This window comes from Amycolatopsis decaplanina DSM 44594 (assembly GCF_000342005.1).
Lineage (GTDB): Bacteria > Actinomycetota > Actinomycetes > Mycobacteriales > Pseudonocardiaceae > Amycolatopsis > Amycolatopsis decaplanina.
In genome coordinates this window covers 1-19,028 of sequence record NZ_AOHO01000075.1, presented here as the reverse complement: position 1 = coordinate 19,028, position 19,028 = coordinate 1, and the positions used below count along the sequence as shown (strand labels likewise).

The 19,028-nt window shown below is 67.7% G+C and carries 19 protein-coding genes and 1 pseudogene; 15 read left to right on the top strand and 5 right to left on the bottom strand.

The features are described from left to right. Nucleotides 1-2: 2 nt before the first annotated feature. On the bottom strand, nucleotides 3-440 hold the full coding sequence (locus H074_RS32645) for a nuclear transport factor 2 family protein (protein WP_007034364.1): 438 nt from the start codon (nucleotides 438-440) through the stop codon (nucleotides 3-5). A gap of 166 nt (nucleotides 441-606) precedes the next feature. Here H074_RS32645 and H074_RS32640 point away from each other — a divergent pair, with 166 nt between their 5' ends. From H074_RS32640 to H074_RS32635, 3 genes are read left to right on the top strand one after another with little or no spacing between them, the layout of a single operon-like run. After that, nucleotides 607-1,206, top strand: a complete 600-nt coding sequence (locus H074_RS32640; RefSeq protein WP_007034363.1) for an alcohol dehydrogenase catalytic domain-containing protein — start codon at nucleotides 607-609, stop codon at nucleotides 1,204-1,206. Continuing rightward, nucleotides 1,203-1,316, top strand: a complete 114-nt coding sequence (locus H074_RS41770) for a zinc-binding dehydrogenase (protein ID WP_007034362.1) — start codon at nucleotides 1,203-1,205, stop codon at nucleotides 1,314-1,316. Before H074_RS32640 ends, H074_RS41770 begins: the two co-directional genes overlap by 4 nt. A gap of 58 nt (nucleotides 1,317-1,374) precedes the next feature. Continuing rightward, the gene (locus H074_RS32635; protein WP_007034361.1) at nucleotides 1,375-1,974 is read left to right on the top strand and encodes a TetR/AcrR family transcriptional regulator; all 600 of its coding nucleotides are present in this window, start codon (nucleotides 1,375-1,377) and stop codon (nucleotides 1,972-1,974) included. A gap of 109 nt (nucleotides 1,975-2,083) precedes the next feature. Here the strand turns inward: H074_RS32635 and H074_RS32630 are convergent, their stop codons facing one another. Continuing rightward, nucleotides 2,084-2,386 carry a hypothetical protein gene (locus tag H074_RS32630; RefSeq protein WP_007034360.1) on the bottom strand — a complete coding sequence of 101 codons (303 nt, stop codon included), beginning with the start codon at nucleotides 2,384-2,386 and terminating at the stop codon, nucleotides 2,084-2,086. A 120-nt stretch (nucleotides 2,387-2,506) separates the two neighbouring features. Here H074_RS32630 and H074_RS32625 point away from each other — a divergent pair, with 120 nt between their 5' ends. The 3 genes from H074_RS32625 to H074_RS32615 all read left to right on the top strand — a co-directional run bounded on the left by H074_RS32625 (nucleotide 2,507) and on the right by H074_RS32615 (nucleotide 5,474). Continuing rightward, nucleotides 2,507-3,685, top strand: a complete 1,179-nt coding sequence (locus H074_RS32625) for an AraC family transcriptional regulator (RefSeq protein ID WP_235096932.1) — start codon at nucleotides 2,507-2,509, stop codon at nucleotides 3,683-3,685. Nucleotides 3,686-3,981: 296 nt separating this feature from the next. After that, nucleotides 3,982-4,719 carry a GAF and ANTAR domain-containing protein gene (locus H074_RS32620; protein ID WP_007034358.1) on the top strand — a complete coding sequence of 246 codons (738 nt, stop codon included), beginning with the start codon at nucleotides 3,982-3,984 and terminating at the stop codon, nucleotides 4,717-4,719. 17 nt (nucleotides 4,720-4,736) lie between these two features. Then, on the top strand, nucleotides 4,737-5,474 hold the full coding sequence (locus H074_RS32615; RefSeq protein WP_200865838.1) for an ANTAR domain-containing protein: 738 nt from the start codon (nucleotides 4,737-4,739) through the stop codon (nucleotides 5,472-5,474). A 144-nt stretch (nucleotides 5,475-5,618) separates the two neighbouring features. On the opposite strand, the pseudogene H074_RS42490 reads toward H074_RS32615, so the two are convergent. Both H074_RS42490 and H074_RS32610 read right to left on the bottom strand, forming a co-directional pair. Next, a pseudogene (locus H074_RS42490) lies at nucleotides 5,619-5,730 on the bottom strand (ATP-binding protein); the annotation flags it as partial. Between the two features lie 454 nt (nucleotides 5,731-6,184). Then, entirely contained in the window at nucleotides 6,185-6,688 is a 504-nt protein-coding gene (locus tag H074_RS32610) for a hypothetical protein (protein WP_007034356.1), read from the bottom strand. A gap of 285 nt (nucleotides 6,689-6,973) precedes the next feature. Here H074_RS32610 and H074_RS32605 point away from each other — a divergent pair, with 285 nt between their 5' ends. After that, on the top strand, nucleotides 6,974-7,183 hold the full coding sequence (locus H074_RS32605; protein WP_007034355.1) for a hypothetical protein: 210 nt from the start codon (nucleotides 6,974-6,976) through the stop codon (nucleotides 7,181-7,183). Nucleotides 7,184-7,281: 98 nt separating this feature from the next. Here H074_RS32605 and H074_RS32600 read toward each other — a convergent pair whose 3' ends face one another. Beyond that, complete coding sequence (locus tag H074_RS32600; protein WP_007034354.1) at nucleotides 7,282-7,719, bottom strand: hypothetical protein; 438 nt, start codon at nucleotides 7,717-7,719, stop codon at nucleotides 7,282-7,284. Between the two features lie 141 nt (nucleotides 7,720-7,860). Here H074_RS32600 and H074_RS32595 point away from each other — a divergent pair, with 141 nt between their 5' ends. The 8 genes from H074_RS32595 to H074_RS32560 all read left to right on the top strand — a co-directional run bounded on the left by H074_RS32595 (nucleotide 7,861) and on the right by H074_RS32560 (nucleotide 18,968). Then, on the top strand, nucleotides 7,861-8,142 hold the full coding sequence (locus H074_RS32595) for a hypothetical protein (RefSeq protein ID WP_007034353.1): 282 nt from the start codon (nucleotides 7,861-7,863) through the stop codon (nucleotides 8,140-8,142). An 813-nt stretch (nucleotides 8,143-8,955) separates the two neighbouring features. Continuing rightward, nucleotides 8,956-9,738, top strand: a complete 783-nt coding sequence (locus tag H074_RS32590; protein ID WP_039923902.1) for a hypothetical protein — start codon at nucleotides 8,956-8,958, stop codon at nucleotides 9,736-9,738. A 223-nt stretch (nucleotides 9,739-9,961) separates the two neighbouring features. After that, nucleotides 9,962-10,510: a GNAT family N-acetyltransferase gene (locus tag H074_RS32585; RefSeq protein WP_007034351.1), complete on the top strand. Its 549-nt coding sequence runs from the start codon at nucleotides 9,962-9,964 to the stop codon at nucleotides 10,508-10,510. 337 nt (nucleotides 10,511-10,847) lie between these two features. Beyond that, nucleotides 10,848-13,856, top strand: a complete 3,009-nt coding sequence (locus tag H074_RS32580) for an ATP-binding protein (protein ID WP_039923899.1) — start codon at nucleotides 10,848-10,850, stop codon at nucleotides 13,854-13,856. A 31-nt stretch (nucleotides 13,857-13,887) separates the two neighbouring features. Beyond that, nucleotides 13,888-15,108, top strand: a complete 1,221-nt coding sequence (locus tag H074_RS32575; protein ID WP_039923957.1) for an FAD-dependent monooxygenase — start codon at nucleotides 13,888-13,890, stop codon at nucleotides 15,106-15,108. 852 nt (nucleotides 15,109-15,960) lie between these two features. Then, nucleotides 15,961-17,013 (top strand): YVTN family beta-propeller repeat protein, encoded by a 1,053-nt coding sequence (locus H074_RS38840; RefSeq protein WP_083920531.1) that lies wholly within the window; start codon nucleotides 15,961-15,963, stop codon nucleotides 17,011-17,013. Nucleotides 17,014-17,958: 945 nt separating this feature from the next. Continuing rightward, nucleotides 17,959-18,255 (top strand): hypothetical protein, encoded by a 297-nt coding sequence (locus H074_RS32565; RefSeq protein ID WP_007034346.1) that lies wholly within the window; start codon nucleotides 17,959-17,961, stop codon nucleotides 18,253-18,255. Continuing rightward, complete coding sequence (locus H074_RS32560) at nucleotides 18,252-18,968, top strand: hypothetical protein (RefSeq protein ID WP_007034345.1); 717 nt, start codon at nucleotides 18,252-18,254, stop codon at nucleotides 18,966-18,968. The genes H074_RS32565 and H074_RS32560 overlap by 4 nt, the downstream gene beginning before the upstream one ends. Nucleotides 18,969-19,028 lie beyond the last annotated feature (60 nt).

Below are 19,028 nucleotides of genomic sequence, written 5' to 3'. Positions count from 1 at the left end.
TTTCAGTAGGTCCAGTCCAGGCGGAGCCTGGTGATGCGGAGTTCGGCGATGAACCAGCGTCCGTCCTGCCGGGTGAAGCGCACCCGGTAGTGGCCGTAGCCGTGCATCCCGGCGGGTTCGCCTGCCGGGATGGTGATGATGTCCTCCATGGCCCAGACTCCGGTGGCCGAATCCGCCGACTCGAAGTCGATCTCACTGGAGAACAAGTGATGCACCAGAACGGAATCCGGGTGGTTGCGCGCTTTGAGCTGCTCCGCGATCTCGTCGCGGCCCGTCATCTTCGCCTGCACCGATCCGCCCACTGTGGATGCGGTGAACGGCGCGTCGGGCAGGAACAGTGCCGCGAGGTCGTTCCATCGGTGATGATCGGCGCTGTAGACGTAGCGGGCCATCACGCGCCGGACGTCCTCAGTCGCCACCAGTCGGGCGAGATCGTCCATCGGTTTCCCTTCACTCGGCCGGATTTTCTCGACTCGGCCGAGAATGCAGACGGAAAAATGTACCCGCAAGTACAGTCCTGGCCGGGGAGGATTTGTACTTGCCAGTACATTTTTCGATCTCTACCTTGGCGCCGGACAGCGAGTCCCGAGGCGAAAGAAGTCCCTGATGCGCGCGATCCACATTCGCGAACACGGCGGCCCCGAGGTCATGACCTGGACCGAGTTCCCCGATCCAGTACCGGGCGCCGGTGAGGTGAGCGTGCGGCTGGGCGTCTCCGGAGTGAACTTCATGGACACCGTTGCCCGCAAGACGCCGCTGCCCACCTGGTCGGTGCCCACCGTGCTCGGCGTCGAGGGAATGGGGATCGTCACGGCGCCGGGGCCGGACGTCGAGGGTTTCGCGGTCGGCGACCGGGTTGCCTGGCGGTACCACAAGGGCAGCCACGCCGAGCAGCTCGCCATCCCGGCGGAGGCGGTGGTGCGGATGCCTGACGACATCGACGACGAGACCGCCGCCGCGATCCTGATGCAGGGTTTGACCTCGAACCATTTCGTGACGGAGACCTACGCGGTCAAGGCGGGAGACACGGCCGTGGTGCACTCCGCCGCGGGCGGGGTGGGGCTCCTGGTGACCCAGCTGATCAAGGCTCGCGGCGGCACCGTCATCGGTCTGGTGTCCCGCGAGGACAAGATCCCCGTGGCCGACAAGGCCGTTGCCGACCACGCGCTCGTCTCAGCCGGAGGCGCTGGTACGGCGGACGAATGAGCTCTTCGAGGCCCCATATCGGCGGCAGCTACGCCCTCGCCGACGCCGCGCGAGCGCACCGGGACATCGAGTCCCGCCACACCTCCGGGAAGCTGCTGCTGACGCCGTGATCGCGCCCGCTCGCCGAACACGGGACAATGGACCGGCAAGTACATTCGGGAGGTCCTGATGCTCACCAAGAAGGGCGCCGCGACGCGGCAGCGGATCATCGACGCCGCGGCCGACGAGATCCGCGAGCGAGGGGTGGGCGCGGCGACCCTCGACGACATCGGCCGCCGGAGCGGAACGGGCAAAAGCCAGCTCTTCCACTACTTCCCGGAGGGCAAGGAACAGCTGCTGATGGCCGTGGCCGAATGGGAGGCCGGGCAGGTGATCGAGGATCAGCAACCGTACCTCGGACAGCTGACCTCGTGGCAGGCATGGCACCAGTGGCGGGACGTCGTGGTCGAGCGATACCGGCGGCAGGGGGTGCACTGCCCGCTCGGGGTGCTGATCACCGAGATCGGCAGGCACACCCCGGCCGCGCAGGCGGTGACCAGGCAACTGCTGGAGCAGTGGCAACGGCAGATCCAGGCGGGCATCGAGGAGATGCGCGAGAGGGGGTCGATCAGCCGCGACGTCGACCCGGTCCGCGCCTCGGCCGCGTTGATCGCCGCGATCCAGGGCGGCGTGACGATCCTGATGTCCACCGGATCCGCGGATCATCTCGAGGCGGCGCTGGACCTGTACTTGGACTACTTGCGCGCCGACGCGCCCTCGTACAGCTGATCAGCCGTCGGGAGGCGTCGGCTTTCAGCTCACGGTCACAGCGGTCGACGCGAGTCCTCCTGCATCCTCCGCTCGGCCTCGGCTCCTACCGTATGCAGCCCTACTGCCCTCAGCGCAGCGCGCCTTGCTGGGAACCACCGTGCTGTCCAGGAGATACCACCGAAGGAACGGGTAGGTCCGGGTCGAAACGCTGGTAGTTCCGGAGCTCGGGGTCGACGGCATCCATCACGATCTGGACCGCTGGCTCCAGCCGACACAGCTCATCCTCCAGCTCGCTGATCTCCCGCTCGAAGTCCTCAGCTTCGGGCCGATCACCACCGATCGTGTGGATCGTGCGGTAGAGCTCCGCCATCTCCTCGATCTTGGCCACGAACGCCTGAAGCTGATCAACTGCCCACTGCTGGTCGACCACAGAGCCATCTCCGATCCTCGAACGGCCGATTCCAAGACGAGAGTTCGATCCAAAGCAGGCGACATAGGGGCCGTTGTTCTGGCGTTCGGTGACGATCGCTGCGGCGGGGGTGTCGCCGACGTGTTCGAAGTCGTGCGTGGTGCGCCCGAGACCGGTGCCGCATCTCGGGAATCGGGTCTATCCTTTATCTCGGAGAGTGTGGGCGTGCGGGTGGGTTGCCACGCGGTCGGCAGATCCGGGTCGGCACCGGTTCCATCGCGCTCGGTCGTCTGGCGGGTGTGCGATGTGCCGCCCCCGAAGCGCCTGTGCCGGTGGCTGATCGGCGGGATGGCGATGGAGACGCTGGATTTCGACAGTGAAGATCTGGAGCTGACTGAGGAATTCCTCAGTCAGGCCTATACGAGGATGCGGATCGGGGGTGATGTCGAGCGCACCCGGGCACACGTGTCCCGCAATGTCGTGGGTTCGGTGAGTGTGGACCTGCTGGAGTTCGGCTACGACATGAGTCACGACGCCGATGTGCTTAACAAGGTCTGCCTGTGCAATGTGCATTCCGGCTCGATCGTGCGCCGGTATTTCCCCGATGGGGCGGAAGGGTCTTTCGGACCCGGTGACGTGTTCGTGTACACCCCGCACGACCGGCCGTATGCGGGTGTCATCCAGCGTGCCCGCTACAACGTCGTCATGTTCGACCCGCTGCTGCTGCCCCGGGTCGCCGCCGCTCTGCCCGGCCGCAAACCCGGACCGGTGCGGTTGACCGGCGACCGTCCGGTCTCCCCTGCGGCTGCCCGGCATTTGCGGCACACCATCGCCTACCTGAGCGAGGGCGTCTGCGCCGATCCTGCCTTGAGTGAGCACCCGCTGCTCGTCTCCGCCGCGTCCCAGTGCCTGGCCGCCAGCGTGCTGAACACCTTCCCCAACACCGCGCTGGCCGATCCCACGATCGAAGATCGCCACGACGCCCACCCGGACACCCTGCGCCGCGCCATCGCGTTCATCGATGAGCACGCCCACCGGGACATCGCCGTGGCCGACGTCGCCGCGGCCATCCACGTCAGCATCCGTACCGTCCAGGCCGCCTTCCGCCGCCACCTGGACACCACCCCGATGAGCTACCTGCGCCGAGTCCGCCTCGCCCATGCCCACGCCGACCTGATGGCCGCCGACCCCACGACCGACATCACCGTCACCGCCGTCGCCGCCCGGTGGGGTTTCTTCCAGCTCGGCCGGTTCGCCGCTGCCTACCGCGCCGCCTACGGCTGCCCCCCACACCAGACTCTCCTGCACCGCGGCCCCTGACCCCGGCCGAGAGGTCTCGGACGGCCACCGCGGGGACGCGGCGCCGCCCTGCCATCCGGGATCCCCGGGACACTGCGTTTTCTGCACACCCGGCGCCCCACACAGCGTTATCGGCATGGCACACCCGTGGGGAAGGAGACTTCACTGAACGGAAGGCGGCAGCCAGCCGCAGACACCACCGCCGTGACCGGTGAACCGACCCGACGGCGCCCGCCGAGCCGCACCCGGCGCTCCAGCGTGGGTGGCCCGGCCTGCACCCGCCACGCGCACGGTCCCCGCATGCCCGGAGAGATATCATGCCCGCCACCCACCGCGAGACACTGGTCGCCGAGGCCGTGCTCGAGCTGGCCACCCGCAGCCATGACAGCGACGCTCTGGACCTCCTGCACGACCTCACGACCTGCCTGGTCACCCTGCTCGGCCTGCGGGCGGCCGGAGCGACGATTCCGAACGAGGCCGGACAGGTGGACTACCTCACCGCCTCCGACGAGGTATGCCGACAACTCGAGCAGGACCAATTCGAACTGGACGAAGGCCCCTGCGTGGACAGCACCCGCAGCGGCACCGCCCTGCCCCCGATCGCGCTGCACCCTCCCGGCCTGGGACCGCAGCGCTGGCCCCGCTTCACCCCCCGGGCCCTGCGTGTCGGCATCACCCACGTCGCCGCCGTGCCGCTGCGAGCCGGGAAACACACGCTCGGTGCGGTCAACCTGATGAGCGTGACCCCTGCGGCCCCAACCGAATCAGACCTGCGCCTCGCGCAAGCCCTGGCCGACGCCGCCGGATCCTGGCTCTCACAGCACCGGACGCAGCGGACCAAAGACGAGATCATCGATCAACTGCAAACCGCCCTCAACGCCCGCATCGTGATCGAACAGGCCAAAGGCGTGCTGGCGGCCCACCTGAAGATCAACGTGGACGAAGCCTTCCACCGGCTGCGCGCCCATGCCCGCAATCGACGGCTGAAGCTCACCGAACTCGCCGCCCGCATCGCACGGGGAGACATCCCGTCCGAACTCTCCCCGACACACTAAAAAAGGGGGGCAGGCTTGTGGCCAACACACCGCAGGGTGGTATCCCGCCACCCCGCGACAGCGTGGCGGGCCTGCTGGCCGATCTGGGCCACGCCGCCCGGGCCGGCCACGGACTGCCTGCGGTACCGGCCGGAACCGCGCACCGGTTCGGCATGGACGCCCTCACCGTGAGCGCGCTCCACGACGGCCTGCCCGAACTCGTGTGGTGCGATCCGGCCGACGGCATCGGCCCCGAACTGGAGGAACTGCAATTCACTCTTGGCGACGGACCCACCCTGCAGGCCGCACGTTACGGCCGCTCCCTGATCGAACTCGACCTCCCCACCGCCGATCCCGCCCGCTGGCCCACCTTCCTCCCTGCCGCCATCCCCACCGCCGCCCGCACCGTCATCGCCATCCCGCTCCAGCTCGGCGCCGCCACCCTCGGCGTCCTGACCGGCTATCACAGCACTCCCGCAACTCTGACCACCGCCCGCCAGCGCGACCTCCGCCGCCTCAGCCGCGTGCTCTTGTTCCTGCTGCTCAACAGCACCGGCACCGCCCCCGAGGACGAAACCGGACCACGGGCCCACCTGATCCTGCACCGCGCCGAGATCCACCAGGCCACCGGCTTTCTCTCCCTGGAACTCGGCATCCCCCTCGACCAAGCCCTAGCACGGCTGCGAGCCCACGCCGCCGCCCACGACCAAACCACCACCGACCTCGCCCAAGCCCTGCTCACCCACCGCACGCCACCCGAGGCACTCAATCGATAACCCCAGCCTTCGATGACCTGGAACGGCTCCGCGAGCTCAAGGGCGTCAGCAGGGCGCAGGTGAACTTCGGGAACGGTCACCTCGGCCGCCGTTCTCCCCAGGGGCTTGCCAGGCCACGTCGATCTCCCGTTCGATGACCTGGAGGCGGTTCTTCAGCCGGTACCTGAGGCCGTTTGATGTCGATCACTTCACAGTGGTACAGGAGACGGTCGAGAATCGCGGTGGCGAGAACCTCGTCTCCGAAGACCTGGCCCCATACCACTTCGAGATGACCTGGAACACCTCAGCGCCCCTGCGCTCGAACTCGTGGAGTACCAGCTGGGCCTGGCCTCTGAAGGCCGTTTTCTGGTGCTCCCTTACCGGATCAGGCAGTGGCCGATACCGTTCTCGATCATTTAGTTCCACGGATCGACGATCGCACCCCGCTAATGCAAGACCGCCCAGGGGGACTTTTGCCGCGACCGACGATGCCACTGCTGGTCACGTCGCGCCTCATCGGCCAGACCGGCGACCGGTTCACTCTGCTCGCGCTACCGCTTTTCGCCATCGCGGCAGGGGCCACCCCTGCCCAGGCCGGTCTGGTGTTCACCGTGTACGCGGCTCCGGGCGTGGACGGTCGGGACGAGGCGGGGACGGGGCTGTGGTTCCGCAGTGCTGCGCGCGGACACTGCCGGGTGGTCAGGCAGTTGCGGGATCGGCCGAGGGCCGGATCAGACGGCTTCACCCCGGGGAGCGACGGACTCCGGCACAGCGGCGACATCCGGCGAGACAACGTCAGGTCCGGCGACGGCGGGTTCCGGTTCGAGGCAAACGGTATTCTCCGGCAGGGTCCGGGTGAACATAAAGGACTCCAGGACGGCGACCAGGTCAGGGCGGTTCCGGGTCGTCCAGGTTCCGATGAACTCGACCTCGCCGGCTGCCTCTTCGGTCCCCCGCCCTGCATTCCCCTCTCGCGTCATTCCCTTCCTCTTTCCCTTTCGAGGACGGGGAAGGCGCAGGAAGTCGACCGTGTAGCAGCCCTCGGGGTCGCCTTCCGGCTCCCAGCGGGCATCGAAACTCAGCCGGGAATGATCGTCGTTGCCGGAGATCAGGACGGAGCCGTGGAACCATTCCATGCTCTCGGGCGACGGATCGACGGCGTAGAGGCTGCTGATGTCGATCCGCCATCCCGCGGCCACGCGAAGGGGTTGCAGAAGCCGCCAGTGATCCCTCATGAACCCGTCGCCTTTCGTGTCGTCATCTCATCGTGCGGTCGTGCACGGCCCCTAACCGGACCTGTCGTCAAAGGGCCCCGTTGACCACAGGTGGTGCCTCCCGGCCGCTATCGCTGGCGATGATGTCGAACTCGGCGGCCGCGAGGAAGACCTGGTGCAACGGTGTTCCCGACCGCGCGGTGGATGAACCGCTGAAGAACCGGGTCCTGCCCGCGGGTGACGGCGTCGGACGCAGGTGTGCATCGGTGTCGTCCGATGGGATCGTGCCCGGACGACAATCGCTCCATGACCGCACCTGCCGAGCCGCTGGCCTTGCCGTGGCATCGTCGCGCCTGCCTGGTCCACTGGCTGGGCAACCACTACGGCGCCGAAGGCGAGGACGTCGACCGGCTCATCCAGCGCGCGGCGACCCGGCCCTGCCGGGTTCCGCTCGGCCCGCCGCCCGGATACACTGCCGCGTCGCCGGACCGAACGGAAATCGCCCAGATCCGGTGACGGCCAACGAGCTGCTTCGGCGACCGGTGCGCTCCTGCGGCGCGGCCGAGGGCGAGTTCGTTGACCACACGCCCTAGGAGCCGGCCAATGGCTTTGGGTCAGGTCCGCTTGCGGCTCGCGATCTCGTCAGAGAGCCGCTGCACGCGGGCGGGGTCCGCATCCCGGGCAAGGGCGACGTAGTGGTCCATGACGGCCGGCCGGAAGCGCACGGGCAACGTCTGCCCTGGCGCGAGTCGGGTGAGCTCGGTGATCGTGAGGTCTTCGTCTGCGATACCGCGGAACGAGATGCCGCCGGCGGTCTCCACGTCGAACATCAGGACCACGCGTGGATTGCTGTTGACCTCCCGCCAGTCGACGAGAACGCCGAGCGCAAGCGCCCCCATACGCAGTTCCGCATTGCGCTTCCGTGCATCACTGCTCAGGAGCGGGTTCGGGGCGACGCCCGGGAAGTCGGGCCCGACGCCGAGCGATTCCCGACTCAGGTCGGGCCTGAGCTGCGCCATCAGATCGTTGAGCTTCTTCTTCGAACCGAACATCCTGCACCCTCCTCACACCGGTGCCGGACTCACGGCCTGGCGCTTCGCCCTCACCGCGATCCTACGTCACGGCCATTCCCGACCACCGTCGCCTCGCCCCGTCCCGCCACCCCACAGGATGCGGATACGCTGCTGGAAGCGGTGGTCGTGCGGCTCGCCGAGCGCGACATCAGCACCGGCAGCAACGAGCTGTACGTGCCGCTGCCGTGCGCCGGCTCCACACCTGCATGGGGTGGAGCCGGGACGTGCTCGCTCGCGATCACGATCGACCTCGTCAGCGACTGGGGCCTGGTCCTCGACCAGCCCCACTCCCCCGTCGTCGACCTCGTCGGCCGCTGCGACGAAGCCGGAATCGACGCGATGCTCGACCTCGCGATGATCGTCAACGCCGGCGCCTTCGGCAACGTCTTCCGCCAGCCCTGACCGGGATAGCCAGCCCGCCGGGCGGGCATGTGGCAGCCTTCTTTCGGTGAAGACCTGCGACACATGCAGCCAGTTTTTCGAGCTGGACTTCCCGAACTACCACCATGTCCACGCCGTCAACACGCTTCCGCCTGTCCGGACGGCAGACGACCACGTCGTCGAGCACGGCTACGCCGTGCAACCCAGCGGCGGAGCCATGCAGCGCGTGCCTGTTTTTCCACGATCGCGAAACGGCGCTCGCCTGCTACCGCGCCGCGCGCGGATGTCCGTTCCCTCGCCCCGCTGCCTGACCTGGCAGGGGTCTCCCGCCATCCCTACGCAATGACCTGACAGGCGCGCAGCACCGCGATGGGCAACTGCGCCGCAACTCGCGTCCGAGAGGTGCTGGCCTGGAAAGCCACGCCAGCACCTCCACACCCACCCGCCTGGCGAGGTGCCAGACGAGGAGAATCATGCCCGCCTTGGCACCGCGCGCCAGCACGACCCAGCAGACGTCGGGGCGTCCTGCTGAATCGTCGACCGCGTGGCTTGGCCAGTCCCTCGATGCCGACCGTCCGCTATGTTGCCGGACATGCGGGACGTGGAGAGGGCAGGGCCACCCTCACGCACCTCGAGAAGGACGCCAACGATCGCTGACGCCATCCGGGCCGACGGACGGGTGGACCGGCCTGGCAGCGAACAGGGCCGCGATCGAGAACGAACGCTTATCGTGACCCCCCAGTGCCGTCTTGTCCCGAGCGACGTATTTCGATGGCGTTCGTGATCGAGTGATCCCCGGAGGTCAGGGAAGATCGGCGGCCTAAGGTATCGAAGGTGAGCACACCTCCGGCACAACCTCCGCTGACTCGCGATTCCGACGTCCCGATGTACGTAGTAGAGACGTACGGCGACCCGGCCACGCCGGGCGCACGCGACACCGTCGGCGGGTGGCCGATTCTCCCCGCCGGGCAGCCTTGGCCACTGTGTTTCTGCGGTGCGAGAATGATCCTGTTCTTCCAATTCGACATCCCCGAGGACATCGCCACGTTCGGCGGAGATCATCTCCTGGTCTTTCACTGTCCCACGCACAACGACGCGGTCGTCGCCCAAGGGGCGTCGGAACAGCTGCCGCCAGGGTTCTGGGACACGCCACCACCGCTGTACACGGCACCCGGCGCGTTCTGGAGAATCATGCTGCACCGCGATGACACGAGCCCGGCCCCGGACCCGGACGAGTACCTGCGACCACGACGGCTGGACCTCCGTCCCGCGGCCGAGCACGTCACGATCTGGTGGCCCGGCGACGTGCTCTCGGACGGCCAGGATCTCGACTCGGCGTTCACCGACCACGGCATCGGTCTCCGCGAGTTCAAGATCGGCGGGGTGCCGAGCTGGATCCAGGGTCGCGAGTCCTGCACCTGCCCCTGCGGCGACAACCTCGTCTACGTGTGCCAAGTCCCCGCAGACACCGGGTTCGCCAAACATCACGACCGACCCGAACAGCTCGACACCTTCCGCTTCGGCCAGTACGGCCTCTTTCTCGGCAACGAGACCTACGTGCTGGCTTGCCCGGCACACTGCCACCCCGCTGCGGCCTGGCCGGTCAATCAGAACTGACCCCCCATCGAACCGGTCAGACGCGGAGTCCCGCGGCTGCGTCCGTGATCGACCTGCTCAGCAGGGCTGGTCCAGCCGCCTGCCCGAAAGCCCTCATGGCCGCATGACAGGACGGTTGTGGGTTATCTGTGAGATGCCAGCCGGACTCGTCGTCGGGCCTGAGGCTGCTTCCGCTGCCGGTCGTCCGAGGCTTCTGTCCAGTAGGTGCGATAGCTTGCCTGCCATGACTGAGCGCGGATCCATCGCCTGGCCACCTGCCCCGATCAAGACCGAGCGGCTGGTGCTCCGCGAATCCGAGGCCCGGGACCGAGCGGCGTTCATCGAGCTGTTCGCCTCGCCGGAGGTGGGCACCTACATCGGTGGCCCTCAACCGCGTGACGAGCTCGAACGCACGAGACCTGAGGTACCAGGCCGACGCTTCGGACTGTTCGTCATCGAACTCGACGGATCGATGATCGGCATGATCACGCTCGATCAGCGTGATGCGGAGCGCCCGGGTCACGTCCGTCCGGATGGCGGGGAGACTGAGCTCGGCTACCTGTTTTTGCCGCAGGCATGGGGACGCGGGTACGCCGCGGAGGCGTGCGCGGCAGCGCTCGGTTGGTTCGCTGACGCGCTTCCCGGTGAGCCGGTGGTGCTCTGCACGCAGGCTGCCAACGACCGCTCGATGCGCGTCGCGGCGAAGCTGGGGTTCACTGAGGTGGAGCGGTTCGAGGAGTACGGCGCCGAGCAGTGGTTCGGCGTCTGGTACTCGCTCCCGCCATCCCCCTGAGGTCGTGCTGGCTTCAGTAACAAGTCAGCAAGGCCGACTGCGGAAACAGCGCACGTTTTCGCCTACGAACGTTCGACGTGAACGACCGAGAACACCGGCTCATCGGCCATGACAGGACGTGGGCTCGTGTCCGCCGTTTCGACGACCGCTGCCGTCCGGTGATGGCGCCGACTTCGCGCGACACATCACCTGAAGGTCACGTGACGGTGCGCTAACGGCAGTGGCTCATCTTCGATCGTCCGGCAGTTCGCAACCTGGCTGCGCCACGGCGACGGGCCGAGGTCGTCGTGTGGCGGCTGGTTCACCGGAACTTGCGGTCGGGGCCAGAATCGGCGGCGTGCAGTTCGCCATTCTCGGGCCGGTCGAAGCCCGCGGTCCTGACGGGAGCCTGGTCGCCCTCGGCGGTCCTCAGCTGCGCGGGTTGCTCGCGCTCCTGGCTCTCGACGCCGGGGGTGTCGTCTCCACCGAGCGGCTGATCGATGGCCTGCACGGCGATCACCCACCCGAGGGCGCCGCTGAGGCGTTGCAATCCCAGGTTTCGCGGCTTCGGCGGCGGTTGCGGGATGGCGGCGCGCCCGACGGTTTGGTCGAGTTCACCTCCGCCGGTTACCGGCTGGCTGTCGATCCCCAGGTCGTCGATGTCCACCGGTTCGAACGGCTCACCGCTCAGGCGCGCCAGACTCGGGACCCGGCGGTCGCACACGAGTTCTTCGCTGAGGCTTTGGCTCTCTGGCGTGGGCCTGCGTTCGATGGGCTCGCGGACGCGCCGAGCGCGGCCCGGCTGGCCGAGGCGTACCTGGCCGCGGTGGAGGATCACGCCGAGGTGAGGTTGGCGCTCGGTCACCACGAACGGCTCGTCGCCGAACTCCGCGAGCTCACCCGTGAGCACCCGCTACGTGAGCGGCTCACAGGCCGGCTCATGCGAGCGTTGAACGGGAGCGGCCGTTCCGCCGAGGCATTGGCCGTGTTCGCCGAGATACGGAAACGGCTCGCCGACGAGCTCGGCGCTGAACCGGCGGCGGAACTCGCGGACGCGCACATGGCGGCCCTTCGGGGCGCCACGCCTGCCCGGGTCCGGCGGATGCCGGTGCCGCTCACCGGGTTGGTCGGCCGCGACGGAGAGCTCGGCCGACTATCCGAGGCATTGCGTGATTCCCGGCTTGTCACACTCACCGGACCAGGTGGCGCGGGCAAGACCCGGTTGGCTGTCGCAGCCGCGGAACGTATGTCAGGCGAAGTGTGCTTCGTCGAGTTGGCGACGACGACCGAAGTGGCACGAGCGGTGCTCTCCACCCTAGGGCTGCGCGAACAGGGCGTACTCGCGCCGGGCGCGGCGCCGGAGCCGGCCGACCGCCTGGCCGTGGGGCTCGCCGACCGGCCACTGCTGCTGGTCCTCGACAACTGCGAACACGTCGTCGCCGAGGTCGCGGGGTTGGTCCGGCGGCTGCTCGGCGAGTGCGCGGGCCTGCGCGTGCTCGCCACCAGCCGCGAGGCACTGGGCTTGACCGGCGAAAGGCTGGTGCCGGTCGGCGCGCTGGCCGCCGGGGCGGCGGAGCGACTGTTCGCCGAACGGGCCGCGGCGGTGGCGCCCGGCGTCGTGCCCGCCCCGGCCGCGGTCACGCGGATCTGCGCCGCTCTCGACGGCCTGCCGCTGGCGATCGAGCTCGCCGCCGGCCGCTTGCGATCGATGTCCGCGGACGACGTCGCCGACCGGCTCGACGACCGCTTCCGGCTGCTGTCGCGCGGCGAACGGACCGCCGAGCCGCGGCACCGGACCCTGCGCGGCGTCGTCGAATGGAGCTGGAATCTTCTGGAACCCGGGGAACGGCTCCTGGCGGGCCGGTTCGCGGTGTTCGCCGGTGGCGCCCGGCTCGACGCGGTCGAGCGGGTCTGCGCGGTTCCCGACGTCGACGTCGCACTCGCCGGCCTCGTCGAGAAGTCACTCGTCGAATTCGACGGTGGCCGGTACCGGATGCTGGAGACCATTCGCGCGTTCTGCGGCGATCAGGACGAAGACCGGCGCGCGGCGCACGCGAAGTACTTCCTCGACCTCGCACGCGCCGCCGAGCCGAAACTACGCGGCGCTGACCAGCTAACGGCGTTGGCGGAGCTGACCACCGAGCACGCCGACCTGCACGCCGCGCTGCGCTGGAGCGTCACCGAAGCACCAGAAACCGCGTTGCGTCTCATCGCGTCCTTGACCTGGTACTGGTGGCTGCGCGGGCTGCGGAGCCAAGCGACACCGTTCGCGGACGCCGTTCTCGCCGCCATCGGCCCGGAACCGCCGCCGGGGCTGGCCGAGGAGTACGTCCTTTGCCTGATCCACGCGTCGGCCACGGACGTCGACATCGAACCGATCCTGCGGCTGTCCGACGAACCGCTGCGCCACCCGTACCTCTTCCTCTTGTGGGCGTTTTCGCCACGCACCAAGGCGAAGGAGGGCGAACGGCTTGCCACACGGATCGGCCCCGATGCCTGGTCGCAGGCGTTCGCGCGGATCGGCGACGGCCTCGGCGCGCAGTACCGCGGGCGGATCACCGAGGCCGAGTCCCACTTTTCGGCGGCAAGGGACGGGTTCCGCGCCCTGGGCGACCGCTGGGGCCAGGCAAGCGCGCTGGAAAAGCTGGCGGAGTTCGCGGATTGGCGCGGCGACCACGCGCGGTTCCGCGAACTGATGGACGAGTCGATCCGGCTGGCCACCGCGCTCGGCGCCGTCGAAGACACCGCCGACTTGCTCTGCCGCCGCGCCGAAGGCTCGCTCCGGGCCGGGCACGTCGAAGCAGCCAGGACCGACTTCAAAGCCGCCGCCGAGCAGGCACGCACCGCAGGAACGCCCTTGACGCTCGCGCGGGCCCGCGGCGGGCTGGGCGAGGTCGCCCGGCGCTCAGGCGACCTCGCCGCGGCCCGGCGGTGGTACGGCTCTGCGCTCGGCTTGACCGTCGATCCGGTGACCGGTGGGGAGACACGGATCCACCTGTACACCGGCTTCGGCTGGACGGCGGCCGCCGAGGGGAACCTCGACAAGGCGACGGAGCTGTACCAGGAGGCGCTCGCCATCGCGCTCGAGTACGCGAACCTGCCGGGCGCGGCCCAGGCGGTCGAAGGACTGGCCGGGGTTCTCGCGGAACGGGGCGAAGACGAGCGGGCCGCGTTCCTGCTCGGCGTCGCCGTCGGACTGCGCGGCGCACCGGTCATCGGGGACTCCGACGTCGACGCGATCACTGCACGAGTGCAGGCACGCATCGGTGCCGCCAGGTACTCCGACGCTTTCGAACGCGGTCACGAAACACCCCCTGAACAGGCGATCCTGACGTCCGGTCAGCGGCGGTTCACGCTCGGTTCGTGAGCGGTCAGCGGTGCCGTCCACGCTGCCGGACATGACGACGAACCGCGAAATCCTCATCTCCGGCGCCAGCGTCGCCGGCCCCACCCTCGCCTGGTGGCTGAACCACCACGGCTTCCGCCCGACCGTGGTCGAACGGGCCCCGAGCCTGCGCGGGGGCGGCTACAAGGTCGACATCCGCGGTGTCGCCGTCGACGTGGTCCGCCGGATGGGCCTGCTCGAGCGCGTGCAGGCGGAGAGCACCGACATGCGGGGAGCGTCGTTCGTGAACAAGTGCGGCAAGGAGGTCGCGACACTGGACGCCGACACCTTCGGCTTCCGTCACGGCGACGACACCGAGATCCTGCGCGGCGACCTCGCGAAGATCCTCTATGAGCACACTCGCGACAACACTGAATACATCTTCGGCGACTGGATCACCGGCCTCGACCAACGGGACGACGGGGTGCTGGTGACATTCGCCAACGGCGAGCCGCGCCGGTTCGATCTGGTCGTCGGCGCGGACGGCCTGCATTCCGGGGTCCGCGCGCTGGCGTTCGGCCCGGAAGAGGACTACCTGCGCCGGTTCGACGCCTACATCTCGATCTCGACCGTACCCAACACATTCGCACTGGACCGCTGGGAGCTGCTGCACTCGGCGGCGGCCGGCAAGATGGTCAACGTCTACAGCACCGCCCGCGCCGACGACGCGAAGGCCGCGTTCTGGTTCAGCGCGCCGCCTCTGACCTACGACCATCGGGACGTCGAAAGCCAAAAGGACTTCGTGGCCGCCCAGTTCGCCGACCTGGGCTGGGAGCTCCCGGAACTGCTCGACGCGATGCGTCAGGCCGACGACTTCTACTTCGACCCGGTGTGCCAGATCAACCTGGACCACCTTTCGGCGGGCCGCGTCATTCTCGTCGGCGATGCGGGCTGCTGCCCGTCCCCCGCATCAGGTCAAGGCACGAGCCTCGCCCTTGCCGGCGCCTACGTCCTGGCCGGCGAACTGGCCGCCGCGCCAGGGGACTTCTCGGTGGCGTTCTCGCGGTACGAGGCGGAAATGCGGCCCTACATCGAGAAGAACCAGACCCTGGCGGAGACGGCGCTGCGCGGGATCATCCCGCGGTCGCGGATGTTCGCCTGGATCAACACCCGGATGATCAAGCTCATGCCGTACCTCCCCGGCCGCAACCGAGTCCTGGAACAAATGGCTCGCCCGGTCCGCGAAGCCGCGAACGCCCTGGTGCTGAAGGACTACACGGCCGCCACGCGATGAGGCGAGATATGAGCAGTTCGAACGGGCCACCGCACACGGCAGCCTCGTCCGGCTCCCCACAGGCCAGTCGGAATACGTGCTGGTGTGGTACCAGGCTACCGCGGTCCTCTGCGCTGGTTTCGCCGTATTTAGGTATCGCCGCACGTTTCCGCATAGCACGCGAAGATAGCCCTCCACTATGCGTGACAGCGCCGAAGACTTTTCTTCGTCATCGAATTCTGCCTTCTCGTTGAATCTCAGGTGGTCGCACTCGCGTCGTCTGCCAGCGCCGCGAGGCCGAGTATCTGCCAGAGGGAGCTGTGTGACGCTGTCGCGCAGCTGTGCGGTGACCAGGACGAACGCATGTACGGGATCTTCGTCTACTCCGAAGGCTGGCACAATACCCACCGACTGCACTACTGACCATCAGGTCGTCTGACACCATCTCATCGACCTTGTCCGTCAAAACGGAGTGGTCCAGCTGGGCTGGCAGGCAGGGCCCGGCCACTGCCGTCAATGACCTTTCCGGCCCTGAGCTTAAGTGGCGTTTTCGAAACAAGGGCGGCCACAGGGTGGCCTCTTTTGCCCTCAAGCGTTCCGCGTCCAGACTCTAGACAGCCAGGCGTTACGCCTCATTACCCTGAAGGAAGATCACTGGCCACAATGGCATCTCATCTTGATTTTCTCAGAAGTCTCTCGATTTCTGAAACTTGAAGGCGAGAGGTGGAAATGGCTGGAAAACCCTCATGGGCCGGTGCGCCATTCCCACTTCGCCTCCAGTCATCAAAATCGTCAAGACGGCTCTTACGTTCACGCATTTCGAACACGGCAAGATCGCGTGAAAGTAACTGAGATCGCTTTATTGGAGGGACAATGGCTCGATCAGCGCCGCAACTCATTGTGCGTGGCGCCATCCTGGGACTAATCGCCGTTCTAGGCGGCAGCCTGGTCGCGTCGGCAGAGACAGCCAGTGCCGCGCTGAGCACGGGCGCCAGCGCGGAGTATCTCGCCTACGTCGGAACCGGCGACGGTGATTCGGTGACCGTCATAGACACCAGAGTCAAGAAGATCATCGCGACGATCAAAGTCGGTGCGAAGCCACGCAACCTGGTCGCCACGCCGGATCAGCGCCGCGTCTACACCGCCAACGCCGGTGCCCGCTCGGTGTCCGCCATCGACGTCCGGACCAACCGCGTGATCGCGACCATTCCCGTCGGCAATACTCCCGGTTGTCTGGCGTACAACCGGCGAGGACACCACCTCTATGTGACCAACACCCGGGACGCCAGTGTCTCGGTCATCAGCACCCGCACCAACCAGGTGATCGCGACCATCGCCGTACCGCACACCGCGTCCTGCGTCGCGATGCACCCTCATGGGATAACCGCCTACGTCTCCGGCGGCCCACGCACCGCGGAGGCCGTGTCGCTCATCGACACCAGGACCGACAAAGTCAGAGCCACCGTGACCGGCGTGGGAGGAGACCCGATCGTGGTCCACCCCAACGGTCGAAAGCTCTACGCCGGCGACTACCTCAAGATCAACGTACTCGACGCCGATGCGCACTTCCTCCACTCCGTCCGCTACGGGACAACCGGGGAGCACGCCAATACCTTCACCTTCGCCCCCGACCACAGACACCTCTACATAGGAGGTTTGCGCGGCTACAGAGTGCTCGACACGGTCACGGATACCTTCATAGACTCGGCCGCCGGAGGAGATGCGATGACGACCGCGTTCTCGCCACCTCCCAATCCGGTGACCTGCCTGGCGATCAGCTCGAACAACAAGTACCTGTTCACCTGCGGCGGCCGGGTGCGGCCAGCGATCAAGATCATCGACTTCAAGACCGGCACGGTCCTCGCCAGCTTCCCTATGGACGAAGCATGGGGAGTCGCATTGGTGACTGCAGCCGACCCGTTTTGACGCCACATCCCGGACCACGCCTCGAAGCGCACCCTCTGCTTGCCCGGAAGGGCTGGTCCGGTTCCTGCTGACGGGCATGTTTGTTGACCGGAACCTGACTGGCCAGGCCGCCCTGCTGACGCCGCGGGCGAGGTGTCCAGTCGAGGCCACTGGAGCAGCTGGCCACGCGTAGCGGCCGGGCTTCGCGACTTGGTGAAGACGTCAGGGGCAGGGCATCACGGGTATCTGCTGGTGGCCTTCCCTGTGGTGGGTGGCACGGGTGGCGGGAAGGGGCGTCGGGCGTTCACCGATGCGTGCCCACGGGTGTCCACGTGATCTCTGTGGACGGTTCTGCGACACTGCTGACCTGCGTGAGTTCGGAAACCGGGTATCTGGTGTCCACGAGTGGACCCGCCGTGGCTTGCGGGGGGTCATTCTGGTTCTCGCGAACAGGGAGCATCACCGGTCCTGGATTGGAGGCATCATGATCACCGCTGTCATCCGGCGGGAGTCTCGTGGCATGTCTCGGTCCGCGCCTTCCGGTGCCCGTGCTGTGTCTTCTCCGCCCGTGAGTGGGGCGGTGAAGGTCCTGAAGCCCTTCTGCGTGGTTGCGGTGGAGCACAAGGACTTGCGGTCTAGCTGGAACTAGCCCGCGCACTCAGGCGAGGCCTCGAGCGTAGATTTCGCTCGGGGCCTTCGTCATGTCTACGGGACTCCGCTTGGCGACCGGTAGACACCGTTTGCATCGTGGGGTCTTCTCATGTGCGTGCACGTGCGGGACGCTTTTTCTCGTTCCGGTCCCACCCCGGGATGTCGCCGACAGGGCCGTGGTTCCAGCCGCAGCAAGCCCGACCGGTGAGTGCTCGTAAATCCGCAACCACGAAACGCACCACCCTCGCCCGCCCCTCTTTCTCCACTGTTTTTCGGGGCGGGCAGGCGCGTTTCCTCGCAGAAGGGCACAACAACATGGCGTTGAAAGCGGTGAGCCCGCCCTCCGCGGGCGGCGCCGTCCCGGCCGCGGTCAGACTGACCTGGCCGGAGGCCTTCATCATCACGCTGGCCGTCGGCCTGACCATCTACCTCAACGTGCGCGACACCCCGATCATCGCGGCCGCGGGCATCGCCGCGGGCGTGATGGTCGTGTTCGTCGCCGTCCTCGCGATCCCGCGCGGCATCGGCGAGATCGCGAAGAACCTGAACTTCCTGCGGACCGCGGCGGACGAACTCGCCCGCCAGCACCACGAGCAGGAGGGCCGGCGATGACCATGACCATCCCCGGCGAGCAGCAACTCGTCTTCGAAGCGGCCGACGCCACCGAGTTCCGCGCCCTGCTGGGCCGGATCCTCGACACGTCACCCCTGAGCTGCGGGCAGATCGCGATCAAGACGGGCATGCCGCGCTCCACCGCCTACAGCCTGCCCGACACCAAACGCCCCGGCCTGCCCAGCAACCCCGACCAGGTCGCCGCCTTCGTTCGCGCCTGCGGCCTCACCCCCACCCAGGTCGATCTGGTCATGGACCTATGGAAGAAGCTGCACCGGGCGACCGAGAACACCCGCATCAGCAGCGGCGAGGGCAAGGACAAGTCCACGACTGAGCAGGCCACGCCCGAGGCGATCCGCGAACTCCTGTCTCAAGCAGCCGATTCCAAGATCGTTCTCGACACCAGTGTGTTGGCCTGGGAGCCCCGGCGACACGACTGCGATGCCGCGCCCGGCGGCCGGCAGTTGTTCCGCCAGGGCACCAGCTGGACCGAGTTGCTGCACTACATCCTGGGCGACGAGCGCCGTACCCGGCACGCGGTCATGCTGCTGATTCCCGTCACGCTGCTGCTGCTCGGCGTCGTCTGCGCGCTGGTGTTCCTGGCCGTCAAGATGCCCGCGGCCACGCCCATGGTCGTGGCCGGGCTGCTCTCGCCGCTCCTGCTCGTCCTCCGCAAGAGTGGTCGGAAGCCGAAGAAGAAGGCCGACGACTAGAACCCGGTGAAGGTCGAGGGGCCCTGGCAGCCGGTGGCGGGTTCTAGCGATCCCCGCAAC